The sequence below is a fragment of the Collinsella sp. AM16-21 genome, assembly GCF_003471905.1.
GTDB lineage: Bacteria > Actinomycetota > Coriobacteriia > Coriobacteriales > Coriobacteriaceae > Collinsella.
Genome location: NZ_QRKJ01000007.1, coordinates 25,312 through 41,573 on the forward strand (window position 1 = coordinate 25,312; position 16,262 = coordinate 41,573).

Annotated in this window: 16 protein-coding genes; 7 read left to right on the top strand and 9 right to left on the bottom strand. The window is 57.5% G+C overall.

Annotation, left to right across the window (positions count from 1 at the left end; genetic code table 11):
* Nucleotides 1-171 precede the first annotated feature (171 nt).
* The 3 genes from DW180_RS05125 to DW180_RS10575 form a co-directional block, all read right to left on the bottom strand.
* Nucleotides 172-1,287, bottom strand: coding sequence for an acyltransferase family protein (locus tag DW180_RS05125; RefSeq protein ID WP_118237760.1), 1,116 nt, complete (start codon nucleotides 1,285-1,287; stop codon nucleotides 172-174).
* A gap of 128 nt (nucleotides 1,288-1,415) precedes the next feature.
* The gene (locus DW180_RS10570; RefSeq protein WP_255413388.1) at nucleotides 1,416-1,538 is read right to left on the bottom strand and encodes a hypothetical protein; all 123 of its coding nucleotides are present in this window, start codon (nucleotides 1,536-1,538) and stop codon (nucleotides 1,416-1,418) included.
* Nucleotides 1,539-1,586: 48 nt separating this feature from the next.
* Complete coding sequence (locus tag DW180_RS10575; protein WP_118237762.1) at nucleotides 1,587-2,282, bottom strand: DDE-type integrase/transposase/recombinase; 696 nt, start codon at nucleotides 2,280-2,282, stop codon at nucleotides 1,587-1,589.
* On the opposite strand from DW180_RS10575, the gene DW180_RS10650 reads away from it, so the two are divergent.
* The 4 genes from DW180_RS10650 (at nucleotide 2,230) to DW180_RS05150 (ending at nucleotide 6,203) form a co-directional block, all read left to right on the top strand.
* Nucleotides 2,230-2,466: a phage holin gene (locus tag DW180_RS10650; protein ID WP_118237764.1), complete on the top strand. Its 237-nt coding sequence runs from the start codon at nucleotides 2,230-2,232 to the stop codon at nucleotides 2,464-2,466. The genes DW180_RS10575 and DW180_RS10650 overlap by 53 nt on opposite strands.
* A 153-nt stretch (nucleotides 2,467-2,619) precedes the next feature.
* Nucleotides 2,620-3,111: a hypothetical protein gene (locus DW180_RS10475; RefSeq protein ID WP_226790515.1), complete on the top strand. Its 492-nt coding sequence runs from the start codon at nucleotides 2,620-2,622 to the stop codon at nucleotides 3,109-3,111.
* The gene (locus tag DW180_RS05145) at nucleotides 3,104-4,378 is read left to right on the top strand and encodes an SIR2 family protein (protein ID WP_158570935.1); all 1,275 of its coding nucleotides are present in this window, start codon (nucleotides 3,104-3,106) and stop codon (nucleotides 4,376-4,378) included. The genes DW180_RS10475 and DW180_RS05145 overlap by 8 nt, the downstream gene beginning before the upstream one ends.
* On the top strand, nucleotides 4,371-6,203 hold the full coding sequence (locus DW180_RS05150) for an ATP-binding protein (RefSeq protein ID WP_055252479.1): 1,833 nt from the start codon (nucleotides 4,371-4,373) through the stop codon (nucleotides 6,201-6,203). The genes DW180_RS05145 and DW180_RS05150 overlap by 8 nt, the downstream gene beginning before the upstream one ends.
* A gap of 418 nt (nucleotides 6,204-6,621) precedes the next feature.
* Here DW180_RS05150 and DW180_RS05155 read toward each other — a convergent pair whose 3' ends face one another.
* Entirely contained in the window at nucleotides 6,622-6,918 is a 297-nt protein-coding gene (locus tag DW180_RS05155; protein WP_055252705.1) for a hypothetical protein, read from the bottom strand.
* A gap of 433 nt (nucleotides 6,919-7,351) precedes the next feature.
* Between DW180_RS05155 and rhuM the strand changes: the two genes are divergently transcribed.
* From rhuM to DW180_RS05165, 3 genes are all read left to right on the top strand, one after another.
* Entirely contained in the window at nucleotides 7,352-8,296 is a 945-nt protein-coding gene (gene rhuM / locus DW180_RS05160) for a RhuM family protein (RefSeq protein WP_118237770.1), read from the top strand.
* Between the two features lie 184 nt (nucleotides 8,297-8,480).
* Nucleotides 8,481-9,023: a hypothetical protein gene (locus tag DW180_RS10230; RefSeq protein WP_158570937.1), complete on the top strand. Its 543-nt coding sequence runs from the start codon at nucleotides 8,481-8,483 to the stop codon at nucleotides 9,021-9,023.
* A complete protein-coding gene (locus DW180_RS05165) occupies nucleotides 9,023-9,679 on the top strand; it encodes a nucleotidyl transferase AbiEii/AbiGii toxin family protein (RefSeq protein WP_158570938.1) in 657 nt (218 codons plus the stop codon). Before DW180_RS10230 ends, DW180_RS05165 begins: the two co-directional genes overlap by 1 nt.
* Before the next feature lie 23 nt (nucleotides 9,680-9,702).
* On the opposite strand, the gene DW180_RS05170 is transcribed toward DW180_RS05165, so the two are convergent.
* The 5 genes from DW180_RS05170 to DW180_RS05190 all read right to left on the bottom strand — a co-directional run bounded on the left by DW180_RS05170 (nucleotide 9,703) and on the right by DW180_RS05190 (nucleotide 16,261).
* Nucleotides 9,703-10,176 carry a hypothetical protein gene (locus DW180_RS05170; RefSeq protein WP_233545187.1) on the bottom strand — a complete coding sequence of 158 codons (474 nt, stop codon included), beginning with the start codon at nucleotides 10,174-10,176 and terminating at the stop codon, nucleotides 9,703-9,705.
* Between the two features lie 284 nt (nucleotides 10,177-10,460).
* Nucleotides 10,461-12,947 carry a glycosyltransferase family 2 protein gene (locus DW180_RS05175; RefSeq protein ID WP_118237774.1) on the bottom strand — a complete coding sequence of 829 codons (2,487 nt, stop codon included), beginning with the start codon at nucleotides 12,945-12,947 and terminating at the stop codon, nucleotides 10,461-10,463.
* Nucleotides 12,948-14,015 (bottom strand): glycosyltransferase, encoded by a 1,068-nt coding sequence (locus tag DW180_RS05180; protein ID WP_117746658.1) that lies wholly within the window; start codon nucleotides 14,013-14,015, stop codon nucleotides 12,948-12,950.
* A 12-nt stretch (nucleotides 14,016-14,027) separates the two neighbouring features.
* A complete protein-coding gene (locus DW180_RS05185) occupies nucleotides 14,028-15,146 on the bottom strand; it encodes a glycosyltransferase (RefSeq protein ID WP_158554610.1) in 1,119 nt (372 codons plus the stop codon).
* A 74-nt stretch (nucleotides 15,147-15,220) separates the two neighbouring features.
* Nucleotides 15,221-16,261, bottom strand: a complete 1,041-nt coding sequence (locus DW180_RS05190; protein ID WP_117770227.1) for a glycosyltransferase — start codon at nucleotides 16,259-16,261, stop codon at nucleotides 15,221-15,223.
* Nucleotide 16,262 lies beyond the last annotated feature (1 nt).

The window sequence follows — 16,262 nt, forward strand, 5'->3', positions numbered from 1 at the left end:
TAGACTTTAACTAAAACAAAATAGAACTCGAATAATTCTAACTGAATTACTTGACCTGCCGTTAACCCATTTTCACCCTTACCCCATTATCGGAACCGAGCTGAGGAAGGCAGCGTAGGAGAATCGCGATTACGAATTTACGCACCGCTTAGGACTTGACCCAACAATGGCCTACTTCGGCAAAGAAACCCCTTCAATCTTGTCCCACAAAACATCAAACACCCTACCCGGATGCTTGAAAAACGCCCGATACAGAACCTGTCGAACCGCCTCGACGCAGGAAGCGGCAACATACACGCCGGTCACCACGAGCACCACCGACAGCAGTCCCCACGCTGGGTGGCAGTGGGAGAACACAAGCAAGTTCTTCCACAGCAGCTCCTGCATGTACGCGCTGTCCGTGGCAAGGTACACGCCAAACGACAACGTGGCCAAGTAATTGACAACAGGCCAATGCGCAGGTTGAGCGTTAAAGACAAACAAGCACACCGGAAGTGCGATCGTAAGCGACAAGAGGCTTGCGGGATTAGTCACCACCGATTCGTACACGTTGGAAGCGAAAGCGCTCAAAAGGAGCACATCCTTTTGAGCCACAAAGTAGCAAACATACACAGCAACGTACGAAAGAACGGGCAGCACCAAAACCCTCGCACCCGCCCCACCGCGATAATGCCACTTAAACCAACACGTCACGCACGCGATCACGACCGTCTGACCCGTCAGGGAGGAAACAAAGCCACCAATTGTCGAATACGGCACAACGGGCAAGACCCCATATAACACGACCAGCAGCATACAGAGCTCACCCAGTCGCCGGCTCGTCAAGGTACGCAACCCGTCGAACAGATAGGGCGCCACAAGAATCAGCAAAATATACACCGTAGGAAACCACCACAGAGAGGCGAGCGGAGCAAAGACGGCAGCCATTAGCTCTTCAGCTTGCAGACCATCCCCCGCCTTAAACACGCCGAAGTACAGGACGAGTGGCACACTATAAAAGAGCATTTGCCCCAGCAGGGTCCAAGCCCTTCGCAGCTGACCCTTAAGTGTCAGTTGCGCGTCGGCCAGGTACCACACCGTAATGATAAAAAACACGGCAACGGCAATACGCCCCGAAGGGTACAACACGCCATGCAGCACCATGCGTGCAACGGTCCCGGGGAAAACGGAAATAGGCTCAGCATTATGAATCACGAAATGATGAGCTACTATGAACCACATCGAGATGATGCGCAGAAGCTCAACCTTTGAATTGCGCTCTTTTGATCGTCCCAAACTCTCCCCCATCAACCGTGCAACTTTTATGAGTCGCCAACGTGTCCTGCATACCAACAATTTAGCCAATTACACCTGGAGGGCAAGTTGTGTCACGAAAAGAGGCGTAATTCCCTCCAGGGCCGTCGTCGGCCGTTATCCTACGCGACCTTACCGAGCTTGTCCATGAAGGCGGCCTTCAGCGCGGCAACGGTGGCGCCCCCGACGCGCTTGTGGCGGCACCACTCCGCGACGTTGCGCTCCAGGTGGACTGCTTCTGTCAAGGCTAAACTGAACACCGGGGACTGCAGCGGAAACCCCGGACTGTGTTCCTACGCTACAGGACCTAGGCTTCTTCGGAACTGCATCGGGCTCATATAGCCCAGGTCGCTCTTGCGGCGCTTGTCGCGGTACCAGAACAGATAGGCGTCCGGCATCTCCATGAACTCCCCCATGCCAGCATCGTCCCAGCCCCTTCCGTGGAAGGACTCCACCTTCAGCCTGCCGAAGAAGCCCTCCGCCCTTGAATTGTCGGGTGAGCACCCCTTCCTCGCCATCGAGCGCACGATGCCGTGCCCATCGCAGATGGCGATCCAACCGGGCCACCGGTAATGGCTGCCGCGGTCGGAGTGCACCCAGTGGTGCTCACCATACGCAAGCTGCGAGCAGGCCCGCAGGAGCGATGAGTTGGCAAGCACCGCGTTCGGGGGCGTGCCGATGGACCAGCCGACGGGCATTCCGTTGAAGCAATTGATCGCCGGCGAGAGGTGCACTTGCCGGCGGGGATGCGGAATTCCGTGATGCCTGTGACCCACAGCCCGTTTGGCTGGCCGCGAAGCGGTGTCTGCCCCTCTCGTCCAGGCAGGTGTTCCCAGGCGCCACGTAGACCTCGCCCACGTACGGGCTGTACCTGCGCCTCCTCCGCGGCGCGCAGGCGACCAGCCCCTTTGAATTGCCCATGGAAGGAGAAGACCTATGGGCATCAACTGGAGGGTCCGCACGAAGCCGCTGGCGTTCTGGCTGGGCATCGCGGGCGCGGCGGCGACACCGGTGCTCGCGTACCTGGGACTCGGCTACGAGGCCATTCCACGCGCATGGGCGGCCCGCGGCGCGACCGACCCAGCTCGGCACCCGGAGCGAACGCAAGTTCGGCGCGGGCGGCCCCCGACGGGTGAGCACGTGGCAGTGGTTGCTCCGCTGGGGGGGGCATAATAATGAACGGTTGGCCTGCGTCCCGTGGCGGTTGCTGCAAAGGCTCCGCTTGGGAACAGATGCAATATTGCGTCCGCACCTTCTGTTAGAATTGTTCACTAGTGTTTTATGCTGCGGTTTTCTGATCCGCCGGCATGGGCTAAGGGGTGTTTTTTGGCTGTACAGGGTAAATCAAAGGAGCGCGTTCAGGACGTTGGCGAGGTCTTCACCAACGAGTGCGAGGTGAACGCCATGCTTGACATGGTGAAATCCGAGACGGAGCGCATCGACTCCCGGTTCCTGGAGCCGCCGTACGACAACGGCAACTTCCTCGCTGAGGTGCTGCGACGCAAGCTTTCCGTGGTGGCCTCGCGCTACCGCAAGAGCGCGACCGACTGCATACACGGTGCCGTCGCGGCGAGAAAGGCTGGCGCAGAGAAGCCGAAAACCGCGGCCGACAGCGGCGCGGCCGGCGTCGAACAAGGCCCAGTTGAACGCACTGGGAGCCGGGTGCAAGGTGCGCCACAAGGCATGGGGCGCCGGCACCGTGACGAGGATAGACGGCGGCTCGATCTACGTGAGCATCGGGGGCAAGGAGCGGATGTTTCAGTTCCCGGGCGCGTTCGAGCAGGAGTTCTTGAGTTTATTGGGAGCATGCATGTCTGACAACGCAATAAACATACCGGGCAACGTGTCCTCCGATATGCAGAAAGAATCCTCCAAACCCCTTTTTACCTTGCAGAGGGGTGCAACAAGGCGTGAGGTAAACGCGGTAGAAGCCAGACATTTTGTTCAAGGCATTCTTTCCAGGTCGATTAACCTAGCCACGCTTATCGGCTCTGGCGCATCTACTCCGGCCATTCCCCTGATGGGTGAAACCTTCAGGAACTTGCGAGCGGACCTCAAGCTCAACGATCCCGATCTATCTATCCTTCTGGAAAGTCGGATAACTAAAATTGCCTGTCGAGATAACGAAGACCCTGCGAAGTACTCGAACATAGAGAACCTCCTCTCGTGGCTGAGTCAGCGCATCGAGGGCTCTCTAGATAGCGCCGATGACGACAAGAGGGTTTCCGATGCAGTTCGCAAGGCCTTTCTCGAGTCCGTCGACATCAAATACAGCGCGGAGCACTCCGACGTCCTTGATAGCTATCGTAAGTTTGTTCAGGGACTTGGCGTATCGCGACAGATCCTTGCGCGCGGTGGTCAAGCTGCCTTCGACGTCGTTAATCTCTTCACAACAAACTACGACCTATTTCATGAGATGGCCCTTGAATCGAGCGGCTACGCCTATGTGGACGGGTTCTCGAACGGGCTGATACCCACATTCAACCCGCGGGAATACCATCGCAGGCCGATTGACCTCGACGAGAGATTCAGGGATCACTACGAACCGGTGAACCCCTTCTTTCGCCTTTACAAGATGCACGGGTCCATCAACTGGAGGATTTATGACGGAAACGTCGTAAGGATCCCCAGGTTTCCCGACATCACCGACGAGTACCAAGGCGACAGACAACTTATCGCCCCGATGACTTCCAAATACGCCTTGACCCAGGGCTCCCCCTATAGCGATATGTTCCGCGAGTTCGTAAATGCCCTCGCCGTCCCCAACACAGTCCTTCTGACTTGTGGATTCAGCTTCGCGGACTCTCACATATCAAACCTTATCAGCCAGGCTCTTGCGAGGCCCGATTTCACGCTCCTCGCCTTTATCGGCAACCCGGCAGAAGCAGATGTCGGTTCCCCTACACGTGTGTTCTACGATAAGGCAGGTGGCGCGAACACCTATTTCGTATATCCAAGTGAAAGGGAACTAGACCGCAAGCGCCCGCTATACTTCTCGGAATTTGCTGACTTTATCGGGCCCGAGATCACCTTCGGAGACGATGTGGCATCTGGATCTTTGGGGCTTGGTGACAAGAATGACTAATGAGGTTCCCAATCCGGGTTGGCTCATCGGCACCATCTGCTATATGGATCAGGAGAAGATAAGACTACGCGCATCACGTTCCGACTTTTCAGACCGGATGCTCGATGGCGAGCCAAGGCATCTAAACGGGCTCAATCAATATCTCTTTTCCTATCTCTCTATCTCGACAAAGATCATTTTTCGCGTGACTTCCGTAGAAGAGGCCGAGAGGCCGTATTCCGACCAGCCTTCGTCGAGGTTTAGCACGAGCTATATCTTCACCGCCGTCCCCATTGGAGAGATTGAAGGATCTTCCTACGTGCCCGGCGTAGTAGACCTCCCCATGGTCGGCTCCAATGTCTATGCCTGCGATGAATCAATCCTCAAGAGGGTCTTTTGCGTGCGGGAAGGAGTCGAGATTGGGTCCCTCGCTGGGTACGATTCAGTAAGACCCACTTTTGATATCGATTCCCTGTTCTCTGGTCATCTCGCTATTCTCGGTAATACCGGCTCGGGAAAGTCCTCAACCGCGCGGCTCCTGCTTGATAGGGCGGCATCGCTCTTAGATGCCGAGGACGCGCTCGATGCAGAGCCCCGATTCTTCGTCTTCGATCTGCACGGCGATTATGACTTTCTCACGCGCGGCGGTTACGGCTGCACGAGACGAATCGGCGCTGATGAGTACCACCTCGCGCCCGGAGAGTTGTCGATGGATGACTGGTCAGCTATTCTCGACCCCTCGCGACGCATCCAGAAACCTCTGCTTGAGAGGGCCGTGAGATACTCCCACCTCAACGAGGAGGGCAAGAAAAAGCTATTTGCTGCCTTTGCATATACCGCAATTCGGGACACGAGCATCGATAGCCACGCAGCGAGGAAGTTTCAGGTCTCAAAGTATTACCAGCCGATTGAGGGAGAACTTAACAAGATTCTCGAACGCGAGTCCGGACCTTTCTCTCGCCCTCAGACCGCTCATAACCTGTTAGTGTCTTTCAACCTGGAATACGGAAACATATCGAAAGATGTCGTCGAAGGGCTTGAGTCCCTTTTGAAGGAGTTCATCGAGGACGAATACATGTCCGATGGACTTCCCAATATCGAACGCATCTTATGTGAGTACGAAAAACCTAAAAGCGAGGTCTCAATCTCTGACGTCGTTGATGCGCTTGACTTCGTGTTCGACGAAGAAGAAGTGCGGGGCAACCGTCAGATAAGGTCGTATTCAGAGGGGCTGGTTACTCAGCTTAGAAACCTTAGGGAAAGGTATTCGCAAGACCTCTTCTCACTTGAGCGGGGCGAGTCAATTGCTGCCCTCTTAAACAAGGGGCATGGCATTCTTGTGCTAGACGTATCTCAGATAATCGACGAGTCAGGATTGAAGTTGTTTTCCCACTACGTTGCGCGCACCCTCTTTCAGGCTAGCCTAGATGCAGGAAGAGGCTCCTCGACACCCATCTATCTCATTTTTGACGAGGCGCATCGCTATATCAGGGATGCAGACCTGACAGACGACTCAGTGTTCAATCGAATTGCACGGGAGGGCCGTAAGTTTGGCATTTACCTTACCGCCATCAGCCAAATCCCCAGTGAGCTTTCCCGCGTCGTGCTCTCTCAGACGGGAACCTTCATAATCCACCGCATTCAGAACTCTTACGACCTCGATTACGTTCGCCGCAATATCCCTTCCATATCAAATGGCCAGGTCATGCGCCTTCCCGCATTCGCCCCGGGAACCGCGACCGCGCTGGGAAGCTCCATTACGGTGCCCCTTGAACTACAGATAGACGATGACTTTGCCGACGAGACGCCAACGATCCGGATGATGAAGAGCAATCGGATTCGATAAAGCTATTTGTGGCCGGCCCGGAGAATGCCCGCAACGGAGACGTTGTGGGCATTTCCTTTTGCCCGCTCGGGGCACGGGAGTCATACGTGGGTGAGTAGGATGGTAAGCCGCAGGGCAGCAAGGGCAGCCGGAGGAGCCGCAGGAGCAGGCGCCGCAGGTAGAGGCGGTGTCGAACTACTGCGAGCTTCTCAACCGGCGGGACGCGCGCTACGCCTAGCAACAAGCCAGAACAAGCACAGTATTTTTCAGCGCACCATACACGCACTCGCTGCTAAGGTTCGGCCCCAGCCACGGATCACCCGTCAAGAAGAACTCCAGCCAGTGCTGCATAAGCAGTGCCTGCTCGCGCTTCCAACGGCGCAGCTTTTCCTCGCTGGCCTCTTCCCTGCTGCGCGAAGTGAACTCGTAGTGGTGCAGCTCAGCATAAGGTGTAAAGATGGTGCGGTAGCCCCCATACGCGCAGGCAAAAATCCGCATCGTTAAAACCGACGGCAAACTTCTCGTCGCAGCCTTCAACCCGTTCATAAACGTCGCGACGGACCATCTGGCAGGCGCCCGTAACGGCGCTAAAGTTGCCCGGGTGCACGGCACGGGCAAGATATCCCTCGCGCTTTGCCGAAAAGTCCCAGTTGGCATGGGCAAGGGCGCCGCGCACGCCGACCACAATGCCAGCTAGCTGAACCAAATGGCCAGCAAAGTAGAGCTTGGCACCCACTAAAGCCCATTACTTGCTCAGGATGACCAGGAAGGTCAAGAGAAGTAGGAGAAGGATAATCCTATCCATCTGACTACCCCCTGCCTTGTAGAACCGCGGCCCGGAATACAGCTGGCTTCGGAGAACAAGGCAGAGGACGACACACCGCCGCGTCCAGCTAAAATTTAAACAGAAATACGTACGCATGTTCGCGTTTCGTGGTACACTGTATCTACCAGAATAAGACAGAGTGAAAGTCGCTTCGGAGGCCCCCAATGGTACGAAGCGCCGGCGCCGCGGATCCCTGCTGCCCCGACCCTGGCTTAGCCGGCGCACGCGACGCCGACTGACCGGCGGGATGCCGGTTGAAGCTACGCAATACCGGCATGTTGAAACCACTCGTCCTCCGGCGTGCGGATCATAGCATGTCGACTAAACCGAAGGGGCATACATCATGGACAATTCCAACGCAAGCCAGCAGATCGCTTTGTACGAGGACCCCGACCACGCAGTCCACCTTGACGTGCGCGTCGACGGCGATACGGTCTGGCTAACCCAGCAGCAGATGGCGACGTTGTTCGGGCGCGGAGTGCCGACTATCTCCAAGCACATTCATTCCGCAGCAAAGGAAGAGCTTGCCGGAATTCGAACTATTTCATTTTTTGAAATAGTTCGCTTAGAGGGAACAAGAACGGTCAAACGTCAGGTCGAGCACTACAACCTCGACATGATCATCTCGGTTGGCTACCGCGTGAAGTCTCAGCAGGGCGTGTACTTCCGCCGGTGGGCAAATGGCGTGCTCAAGCAGCATCTACTCCAGGGATACTCCATCAACCAAAAGAGACTCGAGGCGCTCGGAACGGTCTTCAAGGTCCTCGAGAGGTCGAGTACTCCGGAACTCTCCGGTGCGGCAGAAATTCTACAGAAGTACCTTCCGAGCCTGACTCTGCTCGATGAATACGACACGGGAAGGATGAAGGCGCCCCAGGGCAACGAGCCCAACTGGGAGCTCGGTTACACCGAAGCCCTCGAAGTCGTCCGCAGCCTACCGTTCTACTCGTCGTCCACCCTGTTCGGACGAGAGCGGGACAACCAGTTCGCCGGAATCATCAGCGCCCTCTATCAGGGCTTTGGCGACCAAGACCTATATCCCTCCGTTCAAGCAAAGGCCGCCAACCTTCTCTACCTCGTAGTGAAGGACCATCCATTCTTGGATGGCAACAAGCGCTCTGCAGCGGCGCTCTTCATTCACTTCCTCGACAAGAACGGGATGCTGCGCAACGGCGAAAGACTCCGCGTGGAGGGCAACGCGCTCGCGGCCATGACGCTCATGATTGCCCTCTCTGACCCAAGCGAGAAGGACTCCATGGTTACGCTGGTGGAGAATTTCATCGCGTAGCGCCTTCGCCCGAGCACCAGAATCGACGTTCCTTCATATAGCAGATGCAAACGAGGAAAGGGCCATCAAAGTAAGGCACCGTCATGGCGAGGGAGGTGCCGCAATGAGTCGTTCCATGAAAAGCCATATAAGCCTACAATTGTCATCAGATGTAGGCTTATATGGCTTTCGAGGGGAGGTCGGCATGGTGATCACCTACCGGGAGGCGCTGGCTGAACTCGGGAGCAGGTACCGCGTTCGCAAGGCGGTGTCGGAAGGAACGCTCCACCCCGTCGGCCGAGGGATGTACTCGACCAACCGGGACGAGGACGCCCTCGCCGTGATCGCGAAGCGCTACCCCGGGGGCATCCTGACCGGGCAGACCGCGCTCTACGCCCACGGGCTCGTGACCGCGCCCCCCGACCAGATCGACCTGGCCACGAAGCGCGGTGGGACCAAGATACGCGACGCCGCCGTGCGCCAGCACTTCATCCCGGAGGGATGGCTGGGCGTCGGGAGGTCGACCGTCTCGGTGGACGGGACCGAGCTTGCCGCTTACGACCCCGAGCGCATGCTCCTCGAGCTCATGCGCTCGCGCAACAAGCTGCCCTACGACCTCTACCGGGAGGCCGTCGCCTCGTTCCGCAGGCGGTCGGAGCGGCTGGACATATACAGGCTGCAGGACTACGCGGAGGCAATCCCGCACGGCGAGGCACACCTCGAGCGCGCCATGGAGGAGGTATTCTGATGGACCTGAACGAGATGAGGGCGCGCTACGAGCGCGAGGAGGGCTACTCCTGCCTCAACGCGACCGCGCGCGTCTGCCAGGACGTGATCCTCTCAAAGCTGGCGGCATCCAGCATGCGCGACCGAGTGACGGTCAAGGGAGGGGTCCTGATGTGCGCGCTGTCGGGGAGCGGGCGCCGCGCAACCCAGGACATAGACCTCGACTTCGTGCGGTACCCGATGAACGACGCCTCCATTCGCTCCTTTGTGTCCGCCCTCTCGAACCTCGGCGACGGCGTAACCGTCCGCATCGCCGGCGAGATAGAGGAGCTGTCGCAGCAGGACTACAAGGGCAGGCGCGTCAACCTCAAGGTCAGCGACGGGCGCAGCACGTTCGACACGAAGCTCGACCTGGGGGTCCACGCGAGCGCTGCGATGGAGCAGGACGAGCTGTGGTTCGACGTGGCACACCGGCAGGAGGGCGTCTGCCTGCTTGCGAACTCGAAAGAGCAGGTGTTCGCCGAGAAGCTCAAGTCCCTGCTGCGCCACGGCATCCGAACGGCCCCGGAAACTCGTTTCATGGAGCGTTTCATGGAAAATCCCCCCCCCCCCAATCTAGCAACGGTTCAGAGTCTACTAGATTGGGGGGACGCGAGCCAAGTCGACAAGGGCAGTTAACCGGCGGCTATTCATGCCTCGATTTAGAACCGCTCGAGAATCTCCGCGGCGTTCTCTCGCAGATAGATATCTAGGTCCGGCACGGCAAACTGCACGTAGCCCCTCTGCGGAGCTTGAATAACCTCTCTTTGAAGCAGCTTAGCCCTAATAGAGCTGACCTCATTGGTCTTTTTACCCATGCGTTTAGCAATCTCAGATGATTTGGACTGCTGCTTATCCTCGCACATGGCCAAAAGGTATTTGATATCGTTGAGTCCAAGTCCAGAAATCGCGGGCTCGTGAACAACATCGTGAAAACGAGCCTCTGCCAGCGCAATGCCTTCGGTGACGTCGCCCTCGCTCACAATGGCACTTTTGGCACGATGCAAGTTGGCGCGTTGCCAAATGGAGTAACCGACCAGTTGCACCAGATAGGCATAGCCCTTAGTGGCCTTAGCGGCTCTCGACAGAAGATCGTCCTCTATGGTCAAACCAGTCGCGACAAAGCTATCGCCCATAGAGAGCGCTACCTCCACCTGGTTGATAGGCGCCAGATCTTCGGAGAGGGCACGACGCAAGAACGTAAGCGCCTTGCCGTTAATAAGATCCATAACGCCGGCGGGTAAGCCGGCAAAGGCAAGTGCGATATCTACTTATATCGAATAATATCGAGCTGTATAAGCTTGTATAAACTTATCGCGGAAGTATCGAGCTTTCGTAATATGACTTAGTTAGTAGTCCACCATTGCTTTCTTCCAAGCTCATAGCGAAAGAAAGTTCAGGACTTCCTAAACCCATTGCCTTAGACCGAGAAATACTCACTCTCGGCAGATAGGTTTGGCCCCAACCACGGATCGCCATCGAGGAAGAACTCTGGCCAGCGCTGCATGAACAGCGCTTGCTCGCGCTTCCAGCGGCGCAGCTTTTTCTCGTTGGCCTCTTCCCTGCCGCGCGAGGTGAACTCGTAGTGATACAGCTCGGCATAGGGCGTATAGATGGTTCGATAGCCCGCCTCCCACACGCGCAGACAAAAGTCCGCGTCGTTAAAGCCGACGGCGAATTCCTCGTCGTAGCCTCCGACCCGCTCAAATACGTCGCGTCGGACCATCTGACAGGCACCCGTTACGGCGCTAAAGTTGCCCGGGCGCACAGCGCGGGCAAGATAGCCCTCGCGCTTTGCCGAGAAGTCCTGGTTGGCATGGGCAAGTGCGCCACGCACGCCAATCAAAATGCCGGCATGCTGCACCAGATGATCGGCAAAGTAGAGTTTGGCGCCCACCACGCCCGCATCGGGACGCTGCAGATAGCCCATCATCTCTTCGATAAAGTCCGGGCTTATGACCTCGGTATCGTTGTTCAGCAGCAGCAGGTAGTCACCCTTGGCGTGCTTCACACCAAAATTGATGATCTGAGAGTAATTGAACTCGCCCGGCCAGTACACAACGCGCGCGATGCCCTTGCCTTCGGATGCTGCAGCCACGCGCTCTGGCAGGGTTTCGTAATACGCAAACGTCTCCGGGGCTTCACTGTTGTTCTCCACCAAGACGATCTCGTAATTGGTATACGTGGCCTTCTGGGCGATCGACATCACACAGGCATCGAGCGTCTCAATGTGATCCTTGGTGGGGATCACAATGCTCACCAGCGGCGCAGGCTCCGGCAGCGCATGGCGCATGCGGTAGACAAACGGCGTCTCGGTCTCCTCGACCGTTCCGTGAACGCCCAGCGCGTTAAAGTGGCGCTGCAGCGCAAGACGACCCGCTTCAATGGCATACGGCTTGCTATCGGCAGAGCCATCGGCGGTCGATCCCGGATGCACGCGCCAGTGATACAGCACATGCGCAACGTGCTCAAAGCGCGCGCCGGCTGCAAGGCAGCGAAGCGTCAAGTCGTAGTCCTGGGCGCCCGCAACGTCTTCTGGGGACATACCAATGTGATCGATGAGCGCCTTCTCCACCATCAGGAAATGCGTCACGCAGTTATGGCTATAGAGCAGGTCGACGTTGAGTACGGTCTTAAAGACCGGCTGGCCCCACTCCCCCGTTTTCTGGAACATGTCCTCATCACAGAACAGGACCTGGGGACGCTCGCCCTCGGCCGCCTTGTTCAGCGCGGAAACATACTGGAATAACGCGTCCGGTTCCAGAATGTCATCGTGGTCCAAGAAAGCGATGTAGTCGCCTGTCGCTTGCTCGATACCTGCGTTGGTGTTGACCACAATGCCGCCGTTGCCGGGAAGCTCGATGCGACGGATGCGCTCGTCGTTGGCACCTGCCGCAAGGGTGGCCACCGCGTCCCATTCGGGCGAGGCGTCCATAAGCAGCAATTCCCAGTTGTCATAGCTCTGGGCTTGCACCGATTCCAGCAGCTCGCGCAGGTAGACCCGATCAGTCTTGTAGCACGGCACCACAATGCTCACGAGCGGTCTATAGGCAAAGGCCGCCGAAGCGACACGCTGGCACGCCAAATCGCCCGGCTTTGCGCGATGCTGCTCAAACCAACGTCGATAAGCTGCGTCGTCTGCACGCGCGTCCTTCATACGGTTCCAGCTGTCGTCGACCATGCCGTTGTACAGGCGACCATCCATGGCGCAAAACCCGCTTTGGATCCGCTCTGTGGGATCGCTCACGATCGCGACAAAATCTCGTATATCCTGAGGCATCTCAACACTCAGATACGATTTATTGATGCGGCATCCGTTCTGCTGCGGAACATCGACCTGCGATTCAAACACATGCACGGTAACATCGATGGCATTCATATGCGTATCGAAGATCTGGAGCTCAGGCGCGCACTGGGGGTCTCCCGCCCAGGTAACCTCATAGCGCCACACCGCGCCGACGTCTGCCGGCAAATAGCGAATGGCATCGATCTCGTAGCGGCCGCAGTGTTCGCCACGCTGCGCATCGCGGATAAGCGCGCACAGCGCAGGCTTTGCTTTGTAGTTAATCTTGGATTCCAATTTGGCCACGCGGCTATCGAGACGAATAGAGCCCAACCTTTGGCCACCGGATGCAAAAACGGCATCCATCGACGAGCCATCCAAAAACGGAAGCACCAAAACGGCGAGCTCGCGCTCGTAATCGGAAACAGAAGGGCATAGCGCCAGCACACGGCCATGATCGACCGGGAGCACCAGTGACGGCAAACAAGAACCGCTCGTAGTCGCATGGGCAAACGCCTGAGAGGCCTCCCGCTCAATAAGCGCGGCGACATCCTGACCGGCAAAACGAAGCAGCACAAAAAGACGGCCCTGGCTGCGGCAAAGTGCCAAACGCTTGATACTCATCTACACTTCTCGCTTTCCCAGGGCGTTCGCTGCCACGCGCTTGCAGGCACCCAGGCGCCCAAACCTCAAGACATCGTAATCGAACATGAGCTTTTTGCACGCACGGACATTGGGGGCCTTGCTGGTAAGCGCCGCACGCACCATAGCAGCAACAGAAGGAGCGCATTGTGCGAGCGCAGCATCGCTGCCCACGGCAGAACCGGCAAGCGCCGTGGCAACGGCAGCAAACACCTTGCCGCAATCCGTACTCAACAGCCTGAGCGCATCGTACAGCACCAGATCGCAGAGGAAGTACGCCAGGTCATCGGCATGCTGAGCATCGAGACCGTCGCGCTGCCAGTCAGCCAGCACCGCAGAGTAAATCTTCACGTGCTCCAGCAGACGCGTCTCGTCGTCGTAGCGCATGGTGTCCATGAGCGAACCCTTGCGCGCCACGCGGTAATCATACAGCTTGTTCGAGATAAGCGCGGTCTTGTGCGAACGACCGTACACGGCAAAATCGAAGACCTGGTCCTCGCCATACTTAACGGTTTCGTCGAACACGATCCCGTTGCCCAGCAAAAACTCACGCTTGCAGGCGGTGCGCCATGCAAACGGGCGAGATGCTTCCTTAAACAGTAGGTCGGAGCTATAGCCTTCAAACGACACATCGCGCGGGCTCAGCACATAGTTAAGCCACGGATACCCCGCCTCAAGCGGATACGGATTCGCGCCAAAGGTCAAAACGTCGCAGTCCTCGCGCTCAAAGGCATCGACGATCACGCGGCATGCATCGGGCGTAAATCGGTCGTCGGAATCCAAAAACGCAACGATAGGCGCCGTGGACGCGGCGATGCCTGCATTACGCGCACTCGACAGGCCGCCGTTCTCCTTATCGACCAGCGTAAAGCGCGCGTCCTTTTCGCAATAGGCAGCCGCAATATCGCGCGAGCCGTCCGGCGAGCCATCGTTGACCAGCACGCCTTCCCAATCGGGCATGTCCTGCGCAAGCAGGGAGTCCAGGCACCAGGCCAGGCACTCCTCCACTTTATAGATGGGAACGACAACGGAAATCTTGGGGGTAGCCATAGTCACTCGCTCCTACTGTGCGGCCGGAACGTCATCGGGGTGCGGGTTGTCGCCGTAGGTGCACTGATATGTCAGCACACGCCAGACCAGCGGCAGGCCGCCAATCTTAAAGTAATGCTTAAACGTATTGAGCTTGCCCGGCTTCTTAAAGTCAAAGCGCGAATCGATATAGGCGCGGGGCGACTTGACCATCAGGCGCAAGTCGGTCTCGCCACGCGGATCAAACAGCGACAGATCAAAGCGACCGGCATCCCAGTCGGCCTTGAGCTCGGACGAGGCTTTCTTCCAAAACTGCTCGCGCAGTTCATCGACCAGGCGCTCATCGTTCCAACGGTACGTATCGACCTTCATGCGCATTAAAATACCCTGAAGCTGAGCCTTAAGCTCGGGGCGTTCATCCAAAAAGCGCTGCATCTCGGCGTATTCGTCGCACACGCAAAATACCTTGTTGGGCGAATTAACGGAGCTCTTCTCGTTGTCTTGGCGATAGCACAAAATGGGGTCCGCGATAAACGCAGCACGCTCGGCGCATGCCCAGACCTTAAAGTTAAAACCCGCATCCTGATACGAGGCACCCGGCGTGGGAAGGAAGCGAATCTGATTGTCGTTGAGGAACGCGCGCCGATAGATAGCCGACCAAATGGAAGGTTTGCGGTAGAAGATGCCCGGGCGATCGACGGGGCGATACGCGGCGCCCGTCATATGCTCGTCGATAATCCCAAACAGCTCACGTCGCTCGCTGGGCGTGGACCAATACAGATAAAAGTCGCCCTTTACCGCATCGGCATGCTCAGCATCGGCCTTGGCGACCAGCTTTTGAAGCGAATCCTCAAACATAAAGTCGTCGGACTCAAGGATGCCCACGTACTCACCGCGCGCCATCTCCAGGCCACGGTTCATCGAGTCGCCGTAGCCGCTGTTGGCCTTGTCGATCATCTTTACACGGGGGTCGTGCTCCATGTACTCGCGGATGATATCCGGCGAGCTATCGGTGGAGCCGTCGTTGATGCAGATGATCTCGATGTCATTGAGCGTCTGCGCCACGGCGGAATCGAGGCACACGCGCAGATAGCGCTCGACATTGCAAATGGGGACAAGCAGCGAAACTTTAGGGGTATCAGAGTTCTGCAAGAGAACCTCCCGTTGAATAGCGTGTAACAGGGTTATTTTAGCAGCCGAGTTGCGGCGGGCGGCAGCGCTTGGAATTATAGAAAGCGCTCCAGGCAGGCTTTGAGACCGCGAGTCGAAAGATAGAACAGCGTGGCGTCTGCCATCGAAACGCCCGAGGTCGCCGCAACGAGCTTGTGGGCAACACGGCGAACGGCACCCTTAGCAGGCATATCCGCCCACTCCGTTCCCAAAAACGTCGTGAGGTCCATGTTGACGCGAGCCGCCACGCGATGGAAGTCATCGGCATCCAAGCGCGCCAGATCGAACACAATTAGGTCCAAAAACCAAGTTATCAGCTCGCCGGGACACAGGTCCAAAAGACCATAGGCCGCCCAGTCTTCCAAGACCTCCTCGAGCATCTTCATGTGGGCGTCAAGCTTTTTGGCGCGCGCCTCGGCACTGTTGAACTCGTGCGTCGCCGATTCGCTCTCCATCACGTAGTGGTAGAACTTGTCAGGCATGACGACGGTCCTGCGGGCAAGCGCATAAGCCGCAAATTGGAAGACGACGTCCTCGCCCAAAGCCAAACCGGGGGCGAAGCGAATGCCTTCGCGATTGAGCAGCTCGCGCGAAAAAGCCGCACGGCAGGCATAGGGCTGCGCATTCGAATGGAACAGCAGTTGAGGATCGCGGGCGCCGAAGGTACCAGCTTTGGGGCTCATGAGTTGCTGGACGCGTTTGGGGGCAGCATCGGCAGGTTCACAGACGCCGCCAAAAACGGCGGCCTCGGCATCCGCAGACTCCATGGCATGCAGCACGCGCTCGACCGTCTGGGCATCGATGTAATCGTCGGCGTCCACAAAAAAGACGGTCCCGCCCACGGCGGCATCGATGCCGGCATTTCGAGCACACGAGACGCCCGCGTTTTCCTGGTCAATCACCAGTACGCGATCGTCGGCCTGCGCGATCCGACGCAACACGTTCAACGAATCATCAGTCGAACCGTCGTTGACGCAGACAACCTGAATCGAACGCTCAGACTGGGCCAACAGCGAATCGAGGCATCGCTGAATGGAGCGCGCAGAGTTGTAAACGGGGACGACAATGGTAGCTTTAGGACACGAGGCCTCTCCCATG